The organism is Luteococcus sediminum (assembly GCF_054783495.1).
On the sequence record NZ_BAAGQL010000012.1, the window covers coordinates 43,684 to 65,271 of the forward strand.

Genomic DNA, 21,588 nt, shown 5'->3' on the forward strand with positions numbered 1-21,588 from the left:
ATGAGCGTCTCTCCTCGCCGCCGCCGCGAAGTCATCGACGCGCTGCGCCGCGGCACCGTGCCTGCGCATGGCCTCGACCTGCTCGCCGTTGGGCTCGACCCCTTCCAGACCGCCCTCGACGAGGAGATCACCACCGTCGCCGCCGGCGGTTCGGTCTTCAAGGCGATCCGCGGGGAGTACGGCACCGGAAAGACCTTCTTCACCCGCCACCTGGCCGAGAAGGCCACCGCCAAGGGATTCGCCACCGCCGAGGTCCAGATCAGCGAGACCGAGACCCCGCTGCACAAGCTGGAGACGGTCTACCGTCGCATCACCGAGTCGCTGCGCACCGCCTCGATGCCGCCCAGCGCCTTCCGCGGTGTGCTCGACGCCTGGCTGTTCGCCCTCGAGCAGGAGGCCGCCCAGACGAGCGGCAGCGATGACGAGCACGTCATCGACGCCGCCCTGAACCGCATCCTTGAGGAGCGGCTGGCGGCCGTCTCCACGCGCACCCCCGCCTTCGCCCAGGCGTTGCGCGGCTACCGTGAAGCCGTGGTGGCCGGTGACCTCGCCACCGCCGACGGACTCGCCGCCTGGCTCGGCGGGCAGCCCTCGGTGGCGGCCAGCGCCAAGCGCAGCGCCGGCATCAAGGGCAACCTCGACCATTTCGGCGCCATGGGCTTCCTGCAGGGACTGCTGCTGGTCCTCCGCGACGCCGGGCACCCCGGCCTGCTGGTGGTGCTCGACGAGGTGGAGACCCTGCAGCGGATGCGCGGCGACGTGCGCGACAAGGCACTGAACGCGCTGCGCCAGCTCATCGACGAGGTGGACTCCGGCCGCTATCCGGGGCTGTACCTGGTGCTGACCGGCACCCCCGCCTTCTTCGAGGGGCCGTCCGGCGTGCAGCGGCTCGCCCCGCTGGCCCAGCGACTGGCCACCGACTTCTCCACCAACGCCCGGTTCGACAACCCCCGCGCCATCCAGATCCGGCTCGGCGGCTTCACCCAGGCCAAGCTGGTCGAGGTGGGCATGAAGGTGGTCGAGCTCTACGCCGACAGTGCCTGTGGCCCGGAGCGAGTGCGGCGGGTGGTCGATCAGGCCTACGTGGCCGACCTCGCCGCGGCCACTGGCGGCAGGCTGGGCGGGCAGGTGGGCGTCGCGCCCCGCATCTTCATCAAGAAGCTGGTGGGCGAGGTGCTTGACCGCGTCGACCAGTTCCCGGACTTCGACCCCCGCCGTGACTACGCCCTCACCGTGCGCACCGACGAACTCACAGACGCCGAACCAGCCGCCATGGGCTCGCTGCCGTCGGCCCCGGCGACCAGCGTCGACGACATCGACCTGACGCTGGACGAGTGAGGTGGGCGGCTTCGAGCGGCTGGCGCCGTCGCTGCAGCACCACATCGTCAACGACCTCGGCTGGCCCTCGCTGCGGCCGCTGCAGGAGCAGGCGATCGAACCGCTGCTGGCCGGCCACGATGCACTGCTGCTGGCGCCGACCGCAGGCGGCAAGACCGAGGCCGCGTTGTTCCCGCTGCTGACGCGGATGACCACCCAGAACTGGCAGGGCACCTCGGTGCTGTACATCACGCCCCTCAAGGCGCTGGTGAACAACATCCAGCTGCGCGCCGAGCGCTACACCGGCTGGCTGGGCCGTACCTCGGCAGTGCGCCACGGCGACACCACAGCCGGGCAGCGCAAGCGGATGCTGCTCGAGCACCCCGACGTGCTGCTCACGACACCCGAGTCGATCGAGGCGATGCTGATCTCGACCACGACCGACCCGCGCGCCATCTTCGCCGGCGTCCAGACTGTCGTCATCGACGAGATCCATGCCTTCGCCGGAGACGACCGGGGCTGGCACCTGCTGGGCGTGCTGCAGCGGCTGGAAGACCTGGTCGGGCACCCGCTGCAGCGCGTCGGGCTGTCTGCCACCGTCGGCAATGCCGACTGGCTGCTCGGCTGGCTGCAGGGCAACAACCGCGCCAAGGGCATTCCAGGAGACCTCGTCAATCCGACGGTCGCCGACAGCGGCCCGGAACCCGACGTGCAGCTGGATTTCGTCGGCAGCTTGGCCAACGCCGCCAAGGTGATCGCCGCCCTACATCACGGCGAGAAGCGGTTGGTCTTCTGCGAGTCCCGACGCCAGGTGGAAGAGCTGGCCGAGCGACTAGGCGGGCTCGGCGTCGCCACCTTCGTGTCCCACTCGTCAGTGTCTCAGGAGGACCGGCGACGTGCCGAGGAGGCCTTCGCCCAGGAGCGTGACTGTGTCATCGTTGCCACCTCCACGCTGGAGCTCGGCATCGACGTCGGGGACCTCGACCGCGTCATTCAGATCGGTTCCACCCGCACCGTGGCCTCCTTGCTGCAACGGCTGGGTCGCACCGGACGTCGCCCCGGCACCGTCCGCAACATTCTGGTGCTGGGCATCAAGGACGACGACTTCCTGCGCGCCGCCGGCATCGCGCTGTTGTGGGGCGAAGGCTACGTCGAGCCACTGGTGCCGCCGCCCGAACCGCTGCACATCGTCGCGCAGCAGGCGCTGGGCATCACCATCCAGCAGGGGACGTTGGGCCAGGCTGAGCTAGTGGCGCGACTGCGCGGGTTGGGCTGGCTGGACGGCGCGCTGGTGGAGCGGATCGTGCAGGGCCTCCAGGAGTTGGGCCACCTGGATCGCGACGGCGACCTGCTGTTCGTCGGGCCGACCGCGGAGCGGCGCTTCGGCAGGACCTACTTCCGCGACCTGATGGCGGTGTTCACCGCTCCGCCCCAGTTCCTCGTGCTGCACGGGCGCGCCGACATCGGCTTCCTCGACCCCTTGACGCTGCTGCGGAAGGTGGACGGACCGCGCTTCATCACGCTGGGCGGACGGCCGTGGCGGGTGACGCACATCGACTGGTCGCGTCGCCGGTGCTACGTGGAGCCGGCCGACCATGGGGGAGTGGTGCGCTGGCAGAACTCCCTCCCAATGGACTCGCCCGAGCTGTGCGACGCCATGCGGCGCGTCCTGTTGGGCGCCGATCCCGCTGAGGTTCGCCAGTCGCAGCGCGCGGCGGCTGCGCTGGCTCGGCTCCGTGACGAGCGCGCCGAGGAGGTGGACGCCACCTCGACGCGCGTGGTGCAGCGCGAGGCCGATGCCCGCTGGTGGAACTGGGCCGGTGGCCGTCGCAACATGGTCCTCGCCACCGCTGTGGGCCGAGTCAACCCCGGCTTGATGGATGGCAAGGTCACCTTAGGGGACGCCTGGATTGGCCTGCGTGCCGGAACGACGCTGGGCATGGTGCAGGAGGCCCTGGTGCTGGCACGCCTCGAATACGGTGCCGAGTTCGAGGACATGCCGCTTGATATCGACGACGATGCGATCGCCGGCCTCAAGTTCTCCGAGCTACTCCCCGGCGCCCTCGCCCGCTGGGAGCTGGGCCGCCGTCTGCGCGGTTGATTCGTGGCCGAGCTGCGTTCCGCGTCCCCTGTATCGGCCACTGCCAGACCGTCTACTGACCGCTCGGCGGACAGAGCAGGCCGCGCTCGGCTGCCTCCAGTTGCGTGCAACTTCCATGCGCTAGGTGGACTGGCACGCGGTACCCCAGCACGCTGACCGCCACCGACCCGGGCTCGATCGGTCTGAGATCTCAACAACGGCCGGTTCTACGCTGGGCCGTCTCACCCGCTGCTGAGGACTTGATACCCGGGGGAGCGGGTGCCGTTGATGTAGCTCAACTCCTGCCTGGGTCCGCCCCACACTCCCGCTCGTCTGGGTATCGCCCACGCCTCCGGGAGAGGAAGCAAGGCCCAACACATGGCCCGCCTTCGCCCACCTAGAAGATGGGCGATGGGCGATGGTCCGGAGACAGCATCACCCAAGGCGGTGGGCGATACCTTGGGCGATGGGCGATGGGCGATGAATTCAATTCCAAGCACCCACTGGACGGCGTGCGTAGGGCGTAGAAGGCCCCTGGCCGCCTATGAGCCTTGGCGCACCCATGCACTCGGGCAGGGAGGAGGCCCCCCGCCCACAGTTCGACGGGGGCCTCTAGCACTGCGCAGGAGTACGCAGGTCAGACCAGGTAGAGCCGCTGTGGCGCCTTGTCTCCGGCGCCGTCCTTCTCTAACCGGACTACGCCGCTGGGATCATCTCGGCCAGGACGTCCCGGATCTGCTGGCGGTTCCCCTGGACGCCGGCCTCCAGGCTCTTCTTGCTGGCGCCTGGATTGGCCTTCAGAAACTCCTTGATCCGCTCGGGGATCAGGTCGGAGGCCGGGGTGGTGTGCGCCGGGTCAGGCTCCCAGAGCTCAATGGTCCCGCCGATGGCGGTGTTCACCATGAGCTCGGCCACCGTGGTCCCTGACGCTGCCGTGCCCTCGCGGTCCTTCGTGACGACCAGCTTGGCGTAGCCCACCTCGTCGCGGCTAAAGGGGTTGACCATCTCCTGTCGGTATTGGGCGCCCTTCAGGGCCGACCGCTTGCGCTGGGAGCCGATCGAGAAGCGCCCGTCGCTGTTCTTCGGCAGATGGTCGATGATGACCACAGCGCAGGTCTCGAACTCGGCCGCCATGTTGGCGAACCCTTGCCGGAACCACAGGGACACCTCCTCGTCCGCGTTCGGGTTCTTCCCGTCGAGGGCCAGCGACTCGCCTATGGAGTCGATGACCACCAGACCGGGTCCAGCTCCTCCAGCTCCTTGGCCATCAGCTCGCGCTCGCAGGGGGTGAAGGCGTCCTCTGGGCGTTTCATGTGCAGGTGCTTCAGGTGTCGCTGGTGGAGGCCCAGCACGCGGAGCCGGTTCACCATGGAGATCTTGTTGCCCTCGTAGTCCACATAGATGACCTCACGGCCCTCCTGCAGCGTCTCCACGGTGGCCAGCAGCGCCGTCCAGGTCTTCCCGGAGTTGGAGTCCCCGAAGACCATGTTGGTGGCGCCTTTGTAGAACAGGCTCCGTCCGCTCGCCCCCTTCAGGTGTCCCACGGTGGGCTTCGGAACCTCGAGGGTGCCGCTTTCCAAGCCCTTCCAGATCTCCAGCAGGTCGATGTCCTCCCAGCTGCTCTTGGTGACCTTCTTGGCCCGCGCGTCCAGCTTCTGCAGCTGCTCCTCCAGCAGCTGGGACCCCGGCGTCAGATCCTTCAGCTTCTTGCGGTCCCAGAATGGTGGTGGGTCCAGGGCTTCCACAGAGCTGAGGGCCGTGTCCAGCTTCTCGCGCAGCGGCGCGCCGCTGGAGTCCGTCGCGTCCAGGATGTCGGCGGGGATCGTCTCCTCCCACAGGTCCCATACGTCCCCGGTGGACATCTGCGGTGTGATGGTGCCGTCCTGCTCGATGATGGGCGTCACCGCCAGTCGCGCGAAGTCCCTAGCCATCTTGAAGGGGCTGCGCTCCCAGCCGTCACCCTCCTGGTTGTTCGGGCACGGCAGTCGCTGGCCCTCGGCCAGCTGCAAAAGCTGGGAGCAGCGGGTCTCGACCCAGCTGAGCTGGTCGTCCACCCACCACCACGGGACCGGCTGCCCGATCTCGCCGACCGCGCCTCGGTGACGCTTCTCGCGTTGAGCCTGGTTCTTGAACCGCTGCGGCATGGTCGCCAGCGTCTGCTGGACCGGGACGGGCGCCGTGCCCCCGTGGCCCCACCAGTAAGTGTCCAGCTCCTTCTGGCTGTGGACCGCTGGGAGCACCCAGATGTGCGCCATGTCCAGGCTGCCGGGGTCCAGCGTCACGTCCAGCTGGTCGGCCAGGTACAGCGTCAGCGCTCGCCAATCATCGGCGAATACGGTGGCCCAGTCCAGCGCGATCAGCACGCGCGCCCGCTTCTTGCCAGGGTGGCTGCTGTAGCTGTCCCCGGCGACCCACTGCCAGCCCAGCCCATTCAGGCGGTCCTCCAGGTCATCGGGGGTGTCCTGGTCGATGTCCAGGCCGACCATGCTAAACGTCTCGCGTCCGCCATTGTGACCGTCCTTGGCGGAGCGCCAGTCGTCGATGAACACCCCGGCCACTAGGGCACCGGCGAGCCTCTTGGCGATGTCACGGGAGGCCTTGTCGTCGAAGTCCTTGCAGGGGATCACCTGAGGGTGCTCGAACAGCTCCAGCAGGTCGTCCCAAGCCACCGTGCGGTCCTTCTGGGTCTGGTCGATGTTGCCCAGGATGGCAGGCCAGTCGACGTCGTTCGTGGGGGTCCTAGGCTCCGGCCCGACGCGCCTGTCGAACCGGTGCAGGAACGTGATCTCGGGGTTGACCAGGTCCTGGCCGGTCTGGCTGACGGTGAGTGGCCGGTTCAAGCGGCCACCACCCGGGCGGTCGGGATCTGCTGGAACATGGCGTCCAGGTCTTCCTGGCGGACGCGGATGGTCATCCGGCTGCCCATTCGGAAGGCGGGGAGGGCGCCTTCAGCGATCCTGCGGCGCAGGGTCTTCACCGAGCTACTGCAGTAGGTCGCGGCCTGCTCGCGGGTCATCCAGCAGGACTTGGGCTGGGTGGTGCTCATGGTGGTGGACTTCGCTCTCTAGAACGGCGCAGCACGTCGTGCCGCCCCTAACCGTTCCAATGCGCCTGAAGAAGGCTGTCGATCCAACCATTGCGGGCGGAAGCTACCCGCGACCAACGAGACGAAGATAGACGATCCTGGACCGGAGCGCAACGTTCGTGAGAGCCATGAGGCCTAGTCAAGTCAGGGTCAAGGCTTCAGAGCCATCTCCGACAGCCGCTGGGCGAGCTCAGCGTCTCGCTCGGCTGCTGCGTGCTGGTATCGCATCGCCAGGCCGACGGTGGAGTGGCCCAGGCGCGTCATGAGTTCCTTGGTGGTGGCCCCCGCTTGGGCGGCCATCGTGGCGCCAGTGTGCCTCAAGTCATGCCACCGCAGGTCGGGGCGCCCAGCGGCTGCACGGGCCGGCTTGAAGACCTTGTAGAGGCTGCCATGGTGCAGGTGGGCACCTTCTGTGTTGGGGAACAGCAGACCTTCGGGGCCAGGGTTGGCCCACGTGGCGATGTGGTCGGCCAGGATGGATCGGCATGATGTGCGGCGGGATGTGCACGGCGCGGACGCCAGCGGCGGTCTTGGGGGCGCCCACCCGGGCGGCCGCCTTGCCCTCGTCGTCCTTGACCCAGGTCACTCCGCGGGTCACGTTGATGACGCCCTCGGTCATGTCCACGTCCTTGCGCCGGAGCTCGGTGAGCTCACCGTAGCGCAGGGCGCACCAGGCGGCGATGTGCACCATGGCCCGGTAGCGCTCCGGCATGGCGTCCGCGATCCGCTGGACCTCGGCGACGCTTGCAGGCTTGATCGCGACAGACGACTTCGTGGTGCCGGCTCCCCGGATCTTCGCGGGTTGTCCGGGATGAGCTCCTCCTCGACTGCGCTGTTGAGGACGGTCCGCAGCAGCGCATAGGTGTGGGCCCGTGTGGTGGCCTTTGACGGATCCTGGGCAGCGTGCCAGGCTCGTACGTCCGCGCTCGTGACCTTCGGGAGCGCCTTCGCGCCAAGGGCTCCACCGGTGAACGACTTCGACATTCGTTCGTACTCCGCCACGGTCCGTGGACTCAGGGGCTTGAGTCCCATGGCGCCGGTCGCGCGCCCGGCCAACCAACGCTCGGTGAACTCGGCGAGCGTCTTGGCGGTCTCCTTGGGGGCCGCAGGCTTCCAGCGGTGTTCGGTGATGGCGGCCGACTGCATGGACAGCCACGTGTTGGCGTCGCCCTTGGTCTGGAAGGTGGTGGGGGCGTTGTGTCGCTTGCCGTCGGGTCCCTGGTAGCTGGCCTGGGTCAAGTCCCGGCAAGTGGTGTAACCGCTGCGGATCCTGCGGGGCGGGGTTAACTGGCGAGTGCGGGCATGGCGTGTGTCTGCGACAGCACATATGATCAATTCATGACTGCCTTCGCGAAGCACCCCGCCACTCGCTGGCTCGTCCCCGCCGTCGCACTGACCCTGCCGCTGGCCGGCGGCCTGGCGATGACGCGCGCCCAGGCCAATGACGGGCTGGAGCACCGCAGTGCCGAGCAGCTGCTGGTCGACCTGCAGGCCAGCCGTGTGGAGCAGTACGCCGGCACCGTGGAGACCAAGGTCGACCTCGGCCTCGGGCAGCTCTCCGGCATGACCAGCCGGGCCACCACCTTCACCAGCCTCGCCGACGGCACCAACACCCTGCGCGTGTGGGCCGACGGCACAGATCGCCAGCGCGTCGCCCTGCTCGGGGACGCCGGCCAGGCCGACGTCGTGCGCAACGGGACCTCCGTGTGGATGTGGAATGCCGAGGAGCGCACCGCCCAGCACGCCACCCTTGATTCCGAGGCCCACCGCGCCGCCGGCAAGCACGAGAAGCCCGACACGCCGGCCGGTCACGCCAGCGAGCTGCCCTCCACTCCTCAGGAGGCTGCCCAGCTGGCCCTGGACCACCTGGAACCGACCACCGAGGTCACCACCAGCGGCACCGCCACGGTCGCGGGACGCCCTGCCTACTCGCTCACCCTTGACCCGAAGGACGAGGCCACGCTCGTGGACCGGGTCACCATCGACCTCGACGCCGAGACCTCCATGCCCCTGCGGGTGCGGGTGGCGGCAACCGGCAGTGGGAGCCCGGTGGTCAGCATCGGCTTCACCACGCTGAGCCTCGGCGCCCCCGACGCGTCGGTCTTCGAGTTCACGCCGCCGAAGGATGCCACCGTCACCGAGGCAGGACATGCGTCGTCCACGGCCGCTGCCAAGGGCAAGCACCCGTCCGGCCAGCACGACGCAGCGAGCCGTGAGGAGTCCCGCAAGGCACTCCAGCAGGCCACCGCCCACATCGGCTCCGGCTGGTCCAGCGTCACCGTCGCGGCGCTGCCCGCCGACGCGGTCGCGAGGATCACCGCCCCGGAGGGCGACTCCGACGAGTCGGGTGCGGCCAGCCAGGCCGCGGCCATGCTGCAGGCCCTGCCGGCCGTCAAGGGCAGCTGGGGCAGTGGCAAGGTCTTCGAGGGGACGCTGTTCACCGCGATCCTCACCGACGACGGCCGCGTCGCGGTCGGTGCCGTGGGCGCCGACGAGCTGCAGAAGGCACTCGGCACGCCGCAGGCCAAGGCCGTCAGCGCGCACAGGTGACCTCCACGACACCGCTCGCGGTGGCCACGGACTGTCTGGTGAAGTCCTTCGGTGGCCACCGCGCCGTCGACGGCATCTCGGTCGAGATCCCGACGGGGGCCGTCTACGGCTTCCTCGGGCCCAACGGGTCGGGCAAGACCACCACCATCAGGATGCTGATGGGGCTGGTTCGCCCAACATCGGGCAGCATTCACGTCCTGGGCCAGCCGATGCCCGACGAGCTCGACCAGGTGCTCCCGCAGGTGGGAGCGCTGGTGGAGGGCCCCGCCTTCCACCCCTACCTGAGCGGACGCGCCAACCTGCAACGCCTCGACGCCGCCGACCGCGGCGCCGACCCGCGTACCGCGCGGGCCCGCATCGACGAGGCACTGGATCGGGTGGGTCTGGCGGCTGCCGGGCAGAAGCGCTTCCGTATCTACTCCCTGGGCATGAAGCAGCGCCTGGCCATCGCCGGCGCCCTGCTGCAGCCCCGCCGCCTGCTGGTGCTCGACGAGCCCACCAATGGCCTCGACCCCCAGGGCACACGCGAGGTCCGCGGCCTCATCGCCTCGCTGGCCCAGGACGGGGTGACCGTGCTCGTCTCCAGCCACCTGCTGTCCGAGATCGCTCAGGTGTGCAGTCACCTGGGTGTCATGCACAGCGGCCACCTCGTGGCGCAGGGGACCGTAGCCGAGGTGCTCGGGAGCGACCGGCCCGTCACTCGGATCGAGACCTGCACCCCAGAGCTGGCCGCCACGGTCCTGCGCAGCCTGGGCGCCACCGAGCTGCGTCACGATACCGAGGTGGTGACCGCCATGCTCGACGGTGCTGCGGAGGACACCCTGCGCGAGCTCGTCACGGGCGGCGTGCCGGTCCGCAGCTTCACCGTGAACCGTCCCAGCCTGGAGGAGCGGTTCATCGCACTGACCGGGGAGGGATTCGATGTCAGCGCCTAGGGCCTTCATGAGGCTGCTGGCCAGTGAGATGCGCCTGATCGGCGGCCGGCGCCGCAACCAGGCGGGCCTGCTCGTCCTCGCCGCCGTGCCGGTCGTGATGGCCTTCGCCGTGCGCGTCTCCACCCGGCCCCACCCGGGCCGGGGGCCCGACTTCCTGTCATCGATCGCGGGCAACGGGTTCTTCGTCGCGCTGGCGGCCCTGGCGGTGGAGCTGACCCTCTTCCTGCCCCTGGCCGTGGCCACCCTGTCCGGAGATGCGATTGCGGGGGAGGCCAACCAGGGAACCCTGCGCTACCAGCTGCTGGTGCCTGCGGGGCGCACCCGGCTGCTCGCCGTGAAGTACCTGTCCCTGGTGATCGGTGCGGCCATCGGCGTGCTCGCGATCGTGCTGGCGGGGCTGGTGACCGGTGGCTTGCTCTTCGGCCTGGGCCCGGTCACCACCCTGTCCGGCGGGACCATGGGCATCGGCGCGGCCCTGGGAAGGCTCGGGATCGGGGTGGCCTACCTGGTGCTGCAGCTGTCCGCGCTGGCCGCGATCGGTCTGTTCATCTCGACGCTCACCGAGCAACCGATCGCCGCGATGATCTCCACCACGCTGCTCACGACGATGATGTGGATCCTCGACGGCATCCCCCAGGTCTCCTGGCTGCACCCCTACCTGCTGGTCGACCGGTGGAATGCCTTCGGTGACGTGATGCGCAGCCCCATCCACACCGAGACGATGGCCACCGGTTCGCTGGTGGCACTGGTCTACATCGCCGTCTTCGCCTCTGCCGCCTGGGCACGCTTCGCGGGCAAGGACATCACCAGCTGACCCGTGGCTAGCCACCTGTCCCGACCCGACGCCTGACGGCCGCGCTAGGCTCGTCCGCGCTGTCCGAGCCCGGACAGGACGCGATGACGAGGGCCGATGGGTCCGGGGGAGTGTGACCACAGGTGCAGGTAATGAGGCGCTCGGTGCTGGTCGGGTTCACCGCAGCGGTGGCGCTGGTGAGCGTCGGCTGTCAGCCGATCCCCACTGTCCAGGCCGATCCGAGCCCTGCACCGGTGATCACCCTCCACCCTGCACCGCGCCCCTCTGCCACTGCCTCCACAACCAGCGGTCCGACGCTGAATCCGCCGATCGTGACGCCCTCGACGACGGCATCGAGCCTGGCGCCGGCGAGCCCCCGCCCGTCAGCCTCGTCCACCGTCACCATCAGGGACCCGCAGCTGGTGACGGCCGCCAAGGACCACTTGCCCACGCTCCCGGTCAAGGGGCGCGCCCCCAAGACCGGATACAGCCGCGACGAGTTCGGCCCGCGCTGGGCCGACGTCGACCGCAATGGCTGCGACACCCGCAATGACGTGCTGCACCGCGACCTCACGGGCATCACCACCCGCCCCGGTGCGAAGGACTGCGTGGTGCTCACCGGCACCCTGGACGACCCCTACACCGGCAAGACGATCACCTTCACCAAGGACCAGGCGTGGAAGGTGCAGATCGACCACGTCTATGCCCTGTCCGCCCTGTGGCAGCACGGGGCCCAGCGCTGGGACGACCAGACACGACGTCGGGCGGCGAACGACCCGCTGAACCTGCTGGCCGTCGACGGGTCCACCAATGCCTCCAAGGGGGACCGCACGCCTGCGGCGTGGATGCCGCCGAACCGGGCGTCGTGGTGCGACTACTCGGCCCGCTACGTGGAGGTGGCGCACCGCTACGGTGCCTGGGTCTCCCAGGCCGACAAGGACATGTTGGCGCGGGGCCTGGACACCTGTCGCTGACGCGCGGCGGTTCAGCCGAGGTGGACGCGCGGCTTGCTGACCAGGAAGCGCACCTTCTGGCCGGGCACCGCCTGCGAGAGCAGGTCGGCATCGGGGCCGTCGACCACGCAGATCACCGGATAGCCACCCGTGGTGGGGTGGTCCGGGCCGAAGACCACCGGCAGGCCCGAGGCAGGAACCTGTACCGCGCCACGCACGGTGGCCTCGCTGGCGAGCTCCCCGGCCACCTCACGCTCCAGCGGCTCACCGGCCAGTCGGGAGCCGACGCGGTCGGCCTGGTCGGTGACCTGCCAGAGCTGGTCGACGAAGGACTGGCGTCCCGCTGTCGAGAACCAGTCGTCGCGCGGACCCCAGACGGCGCGCAGGCTCAGTTCCTCGCGCAGGTGGCTGACCACGCCCCCCATCTCGCCTGAGCCCAGAACCCGGCCTTGCGCCTGGCCGACGGCCAGCTCGTCACCGGTCTTGACCACGGGCAGTCCGAGGCCGCGGGTGGGGTCGCTGGCCAAGGAACCGAAGTCCCGGTCACCCTCGATGCCTCCGCGCACCGACAGATAACGACGAAGTCCCCGGGTCACCTGCCCGAGCTCGATGACCTGGCCGTCGTGCACGAGGACGGGGGAGAAGAGCGCCGCGGGACGACGGTCCACGCTCAGCGGCCCCTCGGCGCCGGTCACGGCGACCAGCAGGTCCCCCCCGTGCACGCGCACCTGCAGGCCACCCAGCAGCACCTCGAGTGAGGCCGCCTGACGGCTGTTGCCCACCAGTCGGTTGCCCAGCTCGTGCGCGGCGCGGTCCCAGGCCCCGCAGGCACTGATGCCCAGGGCCGCCAGACCGGGACGTCCGGCGTCCTGGACGAGGGTGCGAAGGCCGGGTGCGACCACTTCGAGGGTTGTCATCGGACCTCCACGAACTGGATGACGGCCCCGGGCACGAGCAGCGCCGGGGGAGTGCGGTCGGTGCGCCACAGCTCGGCCTCGGTGGTGCCAATCAGCTGCCAGCCTCCGGGGGAGGCCTGCGGGTAGATGCCGGTGAAGTCGTCGGCCAGGGCGACGCTGCCCGGTGGAATCCGGGTGCGGGGGCTGCCCAGGCGCGGCACGGTGAGCCCACCCTGCTCCCCGGTCAGGTAGCCGAAACCCGGCATGAAGCCGGCGAAGTCAACCGTCCACAGCTGGCCGGTGTGCCTGGCAATGACCTCCTCAGGGGTGATCCCGACGAGCTCTGCGACCTGCTCCAGGTCCTCGCCGTCGTAGCGCACCTCGATCACGGTCGGCTCGACCGACTCGTGTGCCACCTGCTGGAGCCCCGCGTCGACCAAGGCCCTGACGTGGGCTGCCGCGGCAGCCAGGTCGGACTCCTCGGCGCAGCTCACCAGCACGGTGCGTGCGGCTGGCACCAGCTCGACCAGACCGTCCGGTGGAGTCGACGTCAGGGCCTGGTGCAGGCGACGCCGCAACTCGGGGGTGGCGGTCTCCACCAGCAGGGCCCTGCGGCCGGCGGCCAGCAGCCGCACCTGGTCGCTCATGCGAAGGACCGCAGCGCGATGCCGTCGGCCTCCAGGGCCTCGCGCACGGCCTTCGCCATGGCGACGGCGCCGGGGGAGTCGCCATGGACGCAGATCGAGTCGGCCTGCACCTGCACCGGCTGGCCGTCGATCGAGGTGACCGAGCCGGTACGCACCAGCTGCACCATCCGTCGGGCCACCTCGTCGGCATCGTGCAGCACGGCCCCCTCCTGGCGGCGCGAGACCAGAGTGCCCTCGGCGGTGTAGGCACGATCGGCGAAGGCCTCGCGTACCGCGCGCAGCCCTGCCTGTTCGGCCAGGTCGAGTACCAAGGCGCCGGGCAGCCCCAACAGGGCCAAGGGCCTGTCGAGGGTCTTGTTGATGGTCACCAAGGCCTCGACGACGGCCTCGGCCTGGGCCTGGTGGTGCACGATGGCGTTGTACAGGGCGCCGTGCGGCTTGGCGTAGCCCACGTGGGCGCCGACGGTGGCGGCCACTCCGGTGATGGCCGCCAGCTGGTAGACCAGTTCGTCGCGCAGCTGGGCGGGCGGCAGATCGATGAAGCTGCGGCCGAATCCGGCCAGGTCGCGGTAGGAGACGTGGGCGCCGATGCCCACACCCCTCTCGGCGGCCATCCGGCAGGTCCGGGCGAGCACGGTGGGGTCACCGGCATGGAAGCCGCAAGCGATGTTGGCACTGGTGACCACGTCGAGCAGGGCGCGGTCATCACCCATCGTCCAGGCGCCGAAGGACTCACCCATGTCGGCATTGAGGTCGACCGTGGTCGCGGTGTTCTCGGATGGCAGGGACATGCGCCAAGATTGTTGAACAATCCATGCCCCTGTCAAGGGCGAGGGCGCAATCCGAGGGAGTCTGCAGTGCATCGTCACCCTGTGAACCAGGCCCCGGTCCTCGCGGCGGAAGCGCTGGCAGACCAGCTGCGTTCCCACGTCCTGGGCGGTGGGGTGGCCCCGGGGCAGCGGCTCGACGAGGTCACCCTGTGCGCGCATCTCGCCGTCAGCCGCAACACCCTGCGAGAGGCCTTCCGGCTGCTGTCACACGAGGGGCTGGTGGAGCACCGCACCCATCGTGGAGTCTTCGTGGCCACCATCGACGCACCGCAGGCCCGCCACGTCTATGCCGTGCGCCGCCAGTTGGAGCTGGGGGCACTGGACGAGCTGATGGCGCGACGCACCTCGCCCGCCCAGCCGTGGAGCCCGGCCGAAGAAGCCGCCCTTCAGCAGATGCGCGGCCAGCTGGAGCTGGCGCGAGAGGCTCAGGCCTGCGACGAGTGGATGGCCGTCGGCACCGCCAATGCGGCCTTCCACCTGGCCTTGGGCAGCTTGGGTGGCAATCCGGTGGCCGAACGGCTGCTGGCGGTGCTGGTGGGCCAGACCCGGCTGCGCTTGCTCGCCCTGGGCAATCCGCAAGCCATCCACCAGGGCTTCGTGGACGACAACGAGCGCATCACCCTGTTGCTGGAGGACGGCCAGGTGGGGCGGGCGCGGGCGGTGCTGGAGAGCTATCTGCTGCGTGCGGAGACGCTGCTCGCGCGCGACTGACCAAAGGCTCTCCCGCAGCGCAGTTGAGTCTGGGTGCCGCTGGGCCCCGGCCCCGGGCACGATCGTTCAACGAAAGCCGCGGTTCGGTGGTGGTGCGCGAGGCCATCACCGCCCATGGCGAGCCGGCCTCAGTGCTGCGGCCGGGTGGGCGGAGCGAACAGCGCGTCCTGGTCCTCGTTCTCGTCGCGTTCCTGGCGCGCATCGAAATTCATCGAGTCGGCCGGCGGCCGGTGCTGGTAGCACCAGGGGTTGCCGGAGCGGCGGCACTGGAGGCCGTCCTGGGTGATGCCTTGGCAGCGGTCGTCGTCCACCCGGGGAGCCTAGTGCACCCGCCACGCCGGACAACCACCGCGTGGACAGGGCCGCCCGGTCGGGGTGGCTGCTACCGCTTGGTCGGGGCAGCACTGGGGGCGCTGGTGTCCACGATCACGCCATTGGCATTGCTGGCCGGCCAGCAACTGAAACCGACGGGGATCTGCTGGCCCTTCTGCACCATCTCGGCCATCTGGTCCATGCACTTGCTGACCAACACATTGGGATCCTTGCTGACCGAGGCCGCGAGCTCCTTGTTGGCTGCCGCCTCGGCGGTGGCGGTCTTCTTGCGCTGTTCGGCGATGCGGGTGTTGCCCACCTCGGTCTGGTAGGCGTCGATGCGCGACTGGGTCTGGGTGTCGAAGTCGACCTTGGGGATGATGACCGAGTCGATCACCAGGCGGTCACCGATCTTGGACTCCAAACGGGTCTTGACCTGGTCGGCGATCGAGTCCAGGCTCTCGGCATCACCGGTCGCGGTGGCGAGCGGATTGTAGTCCTTGAAGGCCTCGTTCAGTGCCGCGGAGAGCTCCTGCTCCTGCAGGGCCGGACCGATGCGGTCGAAGGTCTTGTGGTCGCGGTAGAGGCGGTCGGCGGCGTCGGAACGGATGCGCCAGCGCACCGCATTCTGCACATAGGCCACCGACTGGTTGCCCAGTCGGATCTCGGTGCGCTTGTCGCCCAAGTTGTCGTCGATCTGGACGGTGCCGTCCATGAGCTCCACGCGTTCCCAGGGGAGCTTGGGGTGCAGGCCGTTGTTGAGGGTCCCGACGGGGCGACCGAAGGCCACCCGGATGCCCACCTGCTGGGTGGGCACCAGGGTGGTGCAGGCGGCGGCGGCGGCCAGCAGGCCCAGCACGATGCTGGCCACGCCGGCGCCTCGTGCCGTGCGGCGGGGCGAGGTGGTGGACGCCTTCTTGGTCCCGTCCTTGCCGGGTTGGGTGATGGTGGCGGTGGCGGGCATCGCGCGGGCGGCGAGGAGACAGGCCACGCCGATGAGCAGGAGGATCACGGCAAAGAAGAACATGCCGCGAGCCTAGTGGACTACGGGTCCTGTGCGGTGGGATCGCGGCCGGGGTGTGGTGGAATTGGGCCATGACCGCCACCCCGCTTGCCGATGATGCGCGCGACCACCTGACCCCTGCCCGCTACCGCAACCAGGTGGTGACCCTGACCATCGCCCTTGATGGGGGCCAGGAAGTGGTCTGGCGCCACCTGGTCGACCCGTCCCTGCTGGCCGGCTGGTCCCCGGTGGTGCCCGAGCACGGGCTGGACGTGGCCGGTACCAATCGGTGCCGGGAGCGTGAGCAGGACCAGTGGGTCGACGCCACCGTCACCGAGGTGCGGGCTCCCTGGTTCCTGGAGCACCGCTGGGGTGCTGAGGCGCTGACCTGGCAGTTGGCGCCCAGCGGTGAGCAGACCCAGCTCCACCTGGTCCACGAGTTGTCGGAGTCCTCGATGGCCGCACAGGTGGCCGCGGGCTGGCACCTGTGCCTGACCGTCCTGCGACGCCAGCTGCAGGGCATTGACACGCCCCGCTGTGTCGGGCAGGACGCCCTGGACCACGGGTGGGAGGAGCTGCGAGAGGCCTATGCCGCTGACTTCGCGGAGAGGTTCACCGAGGAGCAACAGCAGCAGGAGCAGCGGGATTGAGCGCTGCCGGCCGGGGCCGGATCAGCTGTTGAGGCCGCCCAAGGAGTGCATCAGCACCTGGTGAACGCTCGCCAGGGGACGATCGGGGGTGTAGGCGCGCCGGTCCAGCGCTGCCACCACCAGCGCCCCCAGCACCGACATGGCCACGTTCACCCGGTCCTCGGGCTGCAGCAGTGTGCCGCCCTGGGCCGCGACGCGGTCCTCGGCCATCTCGTCGAAGATCTCCACCAGGGGTGTCAGCATCGCTTCGCGGGAGGCCCGCAGGCTGCTGGCCCACGGGCGCTGGGCGCGGAAGAGTTCGGTCAGCATGATCTGGACGGGGCCGGGGGAGCGGTCGGCGGCCTCCAGCACGGCGAGCGTCGCCGCGTCGAGGGCCTCCCAGCCGTGGTGGCCGGTGCGGGCCTGCTGGATGGCCCCGGCGATTGCTTCGGCGGCCTCACGCACCAGCTGGGCGAACAGGTCGGGCTTGGAGCGGAAGTTGTAGAAGATGGTGCCCTTGCTCACCCCGGCGGTGTCGGCGATCTGGTCCATCGAGGTGCCGGTGTAGCCCTGCTCGGCGAACAGGTCGGTGGCTGCAGCGATGATCCGGCGCCGCGTCTCGATCTTTCGGGCACTGCGGCCGTCAATGCGACCGCGGGCGGTCAACAGCAGGTCGGAGGCTTCACGCAGGGGACGTGGGGTCACAGGGGGAGCCTAGCGGTCATCTCACCATTGCGGCCGCGCCCGGGCCAAGGTGACAAGCCCGTTAGCCTGAGGGCAAAACCCCTTCCAAGGAGCCTTTCGTGACCTCGACGCCTGAATCCCTGGCCCCCGAGACCCTCGCCGTCCATGCTGGCCAGGAACACTCCGACCCGACGACGAAGGCTCGCGCGGTGCCGCTGTACCTGTCGGCCGGCTTCACCTTCGACTCCACGGCCCATGCCGCGAGCCTGTTCTCGCTGGAGGAGCCCGGCAACATCTACGGCCGCATCATGAACCCCACCACGGCGGTCTTCGAGGAGCGGATCACGGCCCTCGAGGGCGGCATCGGCGCCCTCGCCACCGCCTCTGGCGCGGCGGCGGTCACCTATGCGGTGCTGAACCTGGCCGGTGCCGGCGACAACATCGTCGCCACCTCCACCCTTTACGGAGGGACCTTCGCCCTGTTCGCCCACACGCTGCCGCAGTTCGGCATTGAGACACGTTTCGTCGACCCGGCCGACCCTGCTGTGCTCGATGCGGCCGTCGACGAGCGCACCCGCCTGGTCTTCTGCGAGTCGATGGGCAATCCCAGCCTCAACGTGGTGGACCTGGACGCGTGGAGCCAGGCGGCCCACGGCCATGGCCTGCCGCTGGTGGTCGACAACACCGTGCCGAGCCCCTACCTGTGCCGGCCCTTCGAGCACGGTGCGGACATCGTGGTGCACTCGGCCACCAAGTACCTGGGCGGTCACGGGACCGCGATCGGCGGCGTGATCGTCGACGCGGGCAGCTTCGACTGGAATGCCCATTCCGAGCGCTTCACGAACCTGACCGGCCCCGACCACGCCTACCACGAGGTGGTGTGGACCGAGGCCGCCGGGCCCGCCGCCTTCATCACCCGGGCCCGCACCGTGATGCTGCGCAACACCGGAGCCACCCTTTCGCCGCACAGCGCCTGGCTCTTCCTGCAGGGCATGGAGACGCTGCACCTGCGCATGGAGCGCCACAGCAGCAATGCCCTGGCCATCGCCGGCCACCTGGAGCAGCATCCCGACGTCGCCTGGGTGAACTACCCGGGGTTGGAGTCGAGCCCGCACCACGCCACCGCCGAACGCGTCCTCACCGGCAAGGGCCATGGCGGCATCGTCAGCTTCGGCCTGAAGGCCGGCCGTGAGGCGGGAGGGCGCTTCGTCGAGGCCGTGCAGCTGTTCAGCCACCTGGCCAACATCGGCGACACCAAGAGCCTGGTGATCCACAACGCCACCACCACCCATTCCCAGCTGACCACCGAGGAGCTCGAGGCGGCCGGCGTGCCGCCGGAGATGGTGCGGCTGAGCGTCGGCATCGAGAATGTCGACGACCTGGTGGCAGACCTCGACCAGGCACTGGAGCAGTGCCGGTGAGCGCTGCCGCACGACCCGGTGCGAGACCCGAGGGGCTTGGCCACGTCCAGACGCGATCGGCGCGGCTGTTCACCACCGAAGCCCTGCGCATGGTCTCCGGCCAGACGATGGGCGACATCACCGTCGCCTACGAGACCTACGGCCAGCTCAACGAGGCAGGCGACAACGGCGTCTACATCTGCCACGCGCTCACCGGTGACGCCCACGCCGCCGGCTGGCACGAAGGGGACCGCCATCCGGGCTGGTGGGACACCATGATCGGCCCCGGCAAGCCGATCGACACCGACCGCTGGTTCGTGGTGTGCAGCAACCTGCTGGGTGGCTGTTCGGGAACCACCGGCCCCAGCTCCACCAATCCCGCCACCGGGCGCGCCTGGGGCCTGGACTTCCCGCTGCTCGACATCGGCGACTTCGTCGAAGTGCACCGCGCGCTCGGACGCCACCTGGGCGTCAACCGGTGGCATGCCGTGGTCGGGGGCTCCATGGGCGGTATGCAGGCGCTGGACTGGTCACTGAAGTACCCCACCGAGATGTGCAATGCGGCCGTGATCGCCTCCACCAGCCGGCTCACCGCACAGAACATCGCCTTCTCCGCCGTCGGTCGCGCCGCCATCATGCGCGACGAGGACTTCCACGACGGACGCTTCCTCGACCACGACACCAGCCCCGACGTCGGGCTGGCCATCGCCCGCATGATGGCCCACATCACCTACACCTCGGAGGAGGGCTTCCAGACCAAGTTCGGACGACGCCCCCAGTTCGAGGACAGCCAGCGGGGCTTCGGCGTCGATTTCGCCGTCGAGAGCTACCTGCAGCACCAGGGGCAGGCCTTCCTGAGCCGCTTCGACGCGCTCAGCTACCTCTACCTCACCCGGGTGATGGACTACTTTGACCCCTTCAGCCGACCCCACGCTCTCTCGGCGGTGCAACAGCACCCGGTCAGCTACCTGGTGGTGAGCTTCGACACCGACTGGCGCTTCTCCACCGAGCACTCCCGCCGCATCGTGCGCGAACTCGAGCACGGGGGACTACCGGTCACCTTCCGCGACATCAGCGCCCCGTGGGGCCACGACTCCTTCCTGCTCGAGGTGGAGCCCTACCTGCAGACGGTGCGGGCCTTCCTCGAGTGCGAGTCCGCCACCCACCCGCACGCCCACCGCCGCGTCACCCCCCAGGAGCAGTGATGACCAGCCAGCACCGAAGCCACGGCGCCACCGCCCTGCGCCCCGACCTGGCGCTGGTCGCCTCACTGGTGCCCGACGGCTCGCGCGTCCTCGACCTGGGCTGCGGCTCGGGAGAACTGCTCGACGTCCTGGCCCGCACCCAGCAGTGCCGGGGCACCGGCGTCGAGAACGATCCCGAGGAGGTCCTCAAAGCCATCTGGCGGGGGGTCAGCGTCATCGAGCTCGACCTCGACACCCAGCTGGACCAGTTCGACGACGATTCCTATGACGTCGTGGTGCTCAGCCGGACCCTGCAGGCAGTGCGGCACCCCGAGCACCTGCTGGCCGAGATGTCCAGAATCGCGCCCCGACTGGTGGTCTCGATGCCGAACTTCGGCCTGTGGCGCCACCGGCTGAGGCTGCTCACCGGACGGATGCCGCAGAGCCGCGACCTGCCCTACACCTGGTACGACTCGCCGAACCTGCGCTACACCACACTGTCAGACCTGGAGGACCTCTTCGACGTCTGCGGGCTGCACGTCGAGCAGAGGATCGCGCTCGACGAGTCGGGACGCGCGGCCCACGGCATCGACCGCTTCGCGAACCTGGCAGCCGCGGCAGCGGTCTACGTCCTCACCGGCCCCCGCTGAAACCCTGGGCCAGGTCGAGCGCCGCGACCATCCGGCCCACCGAACTGCCGATGCCCCATCGCTCGACCAGCGCCTCCAGGGCGGCCTCGTCGCGCGCGGACGCGTCGATGCGCAGCACACGGGCCTCGTCGCGCAGGCAGTCCAGCTCCAGGTCGCGCACCACCTCCACCACGGTGCGCGCCGGCGCAAGGTAGTCCTCGGCCCCCAGCAGCCGGGAACGCAGCCCGGCGGCCATCGACGGGTCCTGGTCTCGGGCTGCCTGCACCATCGCCTCCAGGCTCGGATGGTTGCCCACCAGCCGCGCCGCGGTCCTCTCGCCGATGCCCTTGACGCCGGGCAGCCCGTCGGAGGGGTCACCGCGCAGCACGGCATGGTCCACATAGCGCTCGGCCGGCACGCCCTGCTTGGCCAGCACCCAGTCGGAATCGACCAGGTCGTGCTTGGCGACGCCCTTGCCGATGTAGACCACGCGGGTGCCGCCAGTGGCGAGCTGGAAGAGGTCCCGGTCACCGGTCACGGCCAGGCTCTGCCCGGCGAACTGGGCCGTGAGCGAGCCGATCACGTCGTCGGCCTCGTGCTCGGCGACGCCCACGACGGCGATGCCCAGTGCCGCCAGCACCTCCCGGATCACCGGCACCTGTGTCGACAGCTCCTCGGGGGCCTCCTCAGAGCTCCCGTCGGGACCGGGTGTGGCGGCCGCGAGGCGGTGGGTCTTGTAGCTGGGCACCAGGTCGACGCGCCACTGGGGGCGCCAGTCGTCGTCCCAGGCACAGGCCAGGTGGCTGGGCCGGTACTGCTCGACGAGCCTTGCCATCGCATCCAGCAGCCCACGCACGGCATTGACCGGCTCTCCCTGGGGGGATCGCAAGCTGGACGGAAGACCGTGGAAGGCGCGGAAATACATCGACGCCGTGTCAAAAATCATGAGT

General features: G+C 69.6%; 23 protein-coding genes. 11 read left to right on the forward strand and 12 right to left on the reverse strand.

Translation table 11 applies throughout. The annotated features are described in order from the left end of the window. Both brxD and ACYVKA_RS06575 read left to right on the forward strand, forming a co-directional pair. Positions 1-1,338, forward strand: a complete 1,338-nt coding sequence (gene brxD, locus ACYVKA_RS06570) for a BREX system ATP-binding protein BrxD (protein WP_460703993.1) — start codon at positions 1-3, stop codon at positions 1,336-1,338. A 1-nt stretch (position 1,339) separates the two neighbouring features. Continuing rightward, positions 1,340-3,418, forward strand: a complete 2,079-nt coding sequence (locus tag ACYVKA_RS06575) for a DEAD/DEAH box helicase (protein WP_460703995.1) — start codon at positions 1,340-1,342, stop codon at positions 3,416-3,418. Positions 3,419-4,093: 675 nt separating this feature from the next. On the opposite strand, the gene ACYVKA_RS06580 is transcribed toward ACYVKA_RS06575, so the two are convergent. The 5 genes from ACYVKA_RS06580 to ACYVKA_RS06600 form a co-directional block, all read right to left on the reverse strand. Then, positions 4,094-4,630: a hypothetical protein gene (locus tag ACYVKA_RS06580; protein ID WP_460703997.1), complete on the reverse strand. Its 537-nt coding sequence runs from the start codon at positions 4,628-4,630 to the stop codon at positions 4,094-4,096. Next, the gene (locus ACYVKA_RS06585; protein WP_460703999.1) at positions 4,612-6,237 is read right to left on the reverse strand and encodes a P-loop NTPase family protein; all 1,626 of its coding nucleotides are present in this window, start codon (positions 6,235-6,237) and stop codon (positions 4,612-4,614) included. The genes ACYVKA_RS06580 and ACYVKA_RS06585 overlap by 19 nt, the downstream gene beginning before the upstream one ends. Further along, complete coding sequence (locus ACYVKA_RS06590; protein ID WP_460704001.1) at positions 6,234-6,443, reverse strand: helix-turn-helix domain-containing protein; 210 nt, start codon at positions 6,441-6,443, stop codon at positions 6,234-6,236. Before ACYVKA_RS06590 ends, ACYVKA_RS06585 begins: the two co-directional genes overlap by 4 nt. 189 nt (positions 6,444-6,632) lie before the next feature. Continuing rightward, entirely contained in the window at positions 6,633-6,911 is a 279-nt protein-coding gene (locus ACYVKA_RS06595) for a tyrosine-type recombinase/integrase (RefSeq protein ID WP_460704057.1), read from the reverse strand. After that, a complete protein-coding gene (locus ACYVKA_RS06600) occupies positions 6,805-7,194 on the reverse strand; it encodes a site-specific integrase (RefSeq protein WP_460704003.1) in 390 nt (129 codons plus the stop codon). The genes ACYVKA_RS06595 and ACYVKA_RS06600 overlap by 107 nt, the downstream gene beginning before the upstream one ends. A 626-nt stretch (positions 7,195-7,820) precedes the next feature. On the opposite strand from ACYVKA_RS06600, the gene ACYVKA_RS06605 reads away from it, so the two are divergent. The 4 genes from ACYVKA_RS06605 (at position 7,821) to ACYVKA_RS06620 (ending at position 11,734) form a co-directional block, all read left to right on the forward strand. Then, positions 7,821-9,032, forward strand: a complete 1,212-nt coding sequence (locus tag ACYVKA_RS06605; protein WP_460704005.1) for a LolA family protein — start codon at positions 7,821-7,823, stop codon at positions 9,030-9,032. Next, positions 9,029-9,967: an ABC transporter ATP-binding protein gene (locus tag ACYVKA_RS06610; RefSeq protein ID WP_460704007.1), complete on the forward strand. Its 939-nt coding sequence runs from the start codon at positions 9,029-9,031 to the stop codon at positions 9,965-9,967. The genes ACYVKA_RS06605 and ACYVKA_RS06610 overlap by 4 nt, the downstream gene beginning before the upstream one ends. Before the next feature lie 7 nt (positions 9,968-9,974). Continuing rightward, the gene (locus ACYVKA_RS06615; RefSeq protein WP_460704009.1) at positions 9,975-10,781 is read left to right on the forward strand and encodes an ABC transporter permease; all 807 of its coding nucleotides are present in this window, start codon (positions 9,975-9,977) and stop codon (positions 10,779-10,781) included. 131 nt (positions 10,782-10,912) lie between these two features. Continuing rightward, the gene (locus tag ACYVKA_RS06620; protein ID WP_394276178.1) at positions 10,913-11,734 is read left to right on the forward strand and encodes an HNH endonuclease family protein; all 822 of its coding nucleotides are present in this window, start codon (positions 10,913-10,915) and stop codon (positions 11,732-11,734) included. An 11-nt stretch (positions 11,735-11,745) separates the two neighbouring features. Here the strand turns inward: ACYVKA_RS06620 and ACYVKA_RS06625 are convergent, their stop codons facing one another. The 3 genes from ACYVKA_RS06625 to ACYVKA_RS06635 are packed head-to-tail and all read right to left on the reverse strand — an operon-like array spanning position 11,746 to position 14,047. After that, positions 11,746-12,630, reverse strand: a complete 885-nt coding sequence (locus ACYVKA_RS06625) for a 5-oxoprolinase subunit C family protein (protein ID WP_460704011.1) — start codon at positions 12,628-12,630, stop codon at positions 11,746-11,748. Next, positions 12,627-13,244 (reverse strand): 5-oxoprolinase subunit B family protein, encoded by a 618-nt coding sequence (locus tag ACYVKA_RS06630; RefSeq protein ID WP_460704059.1) that lies wholly within the window; start codon positions 13,242-13,244, stop codon positions 12,627-12,629. Before ACYVKA_RS06630 ends, ACYVKA_RS06625 begins: the two co-directional genes overlap by 4 nt. An 8-nt stretch (positions 13,245-13,252) precedes the next feature. Next, positions 13,253-14,047: a LamB/YcsF family protein gene (locus ACYVKA_RS06635; RefSeq protein ID WP_460704013.1), complete on the reverse strand. Its 795-nt coding sequence runs from the start codon at positions 14,045-14,047 to the stop codon at positions 13,253-13,255. A gap of 81 nt (positions 14,048-14,128) precedes the next feature. On the opposite strand from ACYVKA_RS06635, the gene ACYVKA_RS06640 reads away from it, so the two are divergent. After that, positions 14,129-14,797 carry a GntR family transcriptional regulator gene (locus ACYVKA_RS06640; RefSeq protein WP_460704015.1) on the forward strand — a complete coding sequence of 223 codons (669 nt, stop codon included), beginning with the start codon at positions 14,129-14,131 and terminating at the stop codon, positions 14,795-14,797. Between the two features lie 128 nt (positions 14,798-14,925). Here ACYVKA_RS06640 and ACYVKA_RS06645 read toward each other — a convergent pair whose 3' ends face one another. Then, the gene (locus ACYVKA_RS06645) at positions 14,926-15,108 is read right to left on the reverse strand and encodes a hypothetical protein (RefSeq protein WP_460704017.1); all 183 of its coding nucleotides are present in this window, start codon (positions 15,106-15,108) and stop codon (positions 14,926-14,928) included. A gap of 71 nt (positions 15,109-15,179) precedes the next feature. Further along, the gene (locus ACYVKA_RS06650; RefSeq protein WP_394276173.1) at positions 15,180-16,136 is read right to left on the reverse strand and encodes an SPFH domain-containing protein; all 957 of its coding nucleotides are present in this window, start codon (positions 16,134-16,136) and stop codon (positions 15,180-15,182) included. 68 nt (positions 16,137-16,204) lie between these two features. Here ACYVKA_RS06650 and ACYVKA_RS06655 point away from each other — a divergent pair, with 68 nt between their 5' ends. After that, positions 16,205-16,762, forward strand: a complete 558-nt coding sequence (locus tag ACYVKA_RS06655; RefSeq protein ID WP_460704019.1) for an SRPBCC domain-containing protein — start codon at positions 16,205-16,207, stop codon at positions 16,760-16,762. A 21-nt stretch (positions 16,763-16,783) separates the two neighbouring features. On the opposite strand, the gene ACYVKA_RS06660 is transcribed toward ACYVKA_RS06655, so the two are convergent. Continuing rightward, on the reverse strand, positions 16,784-17,446 hold the full coding sequence (locus tag ACYVKA_RS06660; RefSeq protein WP_460704022.1) for a TetR/AcrR family transcriptional regulator: 663 nt from the start codon (positions 17,444-17,446) through the stop codon (positions 16,784-16,786). Between the two features lie 98 nt (positions 17,447-17,544). Here ACYVKA_RS06660 and ACYVKA_RS06665 point away from each other — a divergent pair, with 98 nt between their 5' ends. Genes ACYVKA_RS06665 through metW form a run of 3 tightly spaced genes read left to right on the forward strand, consistent with a single transcriptional unit; the run spans position 17,545 to position 20,659 of the window. Next, a complete protein-coding gene (locus ACYVKA_RS06665) occupies positions 17,545-18,846 on the forward strand; it encodes an O-acetylhomoserine aminocarboxypropyltransferase/cysteine synthase family protein (protein WP_460704024.1) in 1,302 nt (433 codons plus the stop codon). Beyond that, positions 18,843-20,030, forward strand: a complete 1,188-nt coding sequence (gene metX, locus ACYVKA_RS06670) for a homoserine O-acetyltransferase MetX (RefSeq protein ID WP_394276169.1) — start codon at positions 18,843-18,845, stop codon at positions 20,028-20,030. Before ACYVKA_RS06665 ends, metX begins: the two co-directional genes overlap by 4 nt. Next, complete coding sequence (gene metW, locus ACYVKA_RS06675) at positions 20,030-20,659, forward strand: methionine biosynthesis protein MetW (protein ID WP_394276168.1); 630 nt, start codon at positions 20,030-20,032, stop codon at positions 20,657-20,659. The genes metX and metW overlap by 1 nt, the downstream gene beginning before the upstream one ends. On the opposite strand, the gene ACYVKA_RS06680 is transcribed toward metW, so the two are convergent. Continuing rightward, the gene (locus ACYVKA_RS06680) at positions 20,643-21,584 is read right to left on the reverse strand and encodes a 5'-3' exonuclease (RefSeq protein WP_394276167.1); all 942 of its coding nucleotides are present in this window, start codon (positions 21,582-21,584) and stop codon (positions 20,643-20,645) included. The genes metW and ACYVKA_RS06680 overlap by 17 nt on opposite strands. Between the last annotated feature and the right edge of the window lie 4 nt (positions 21,585-21,588).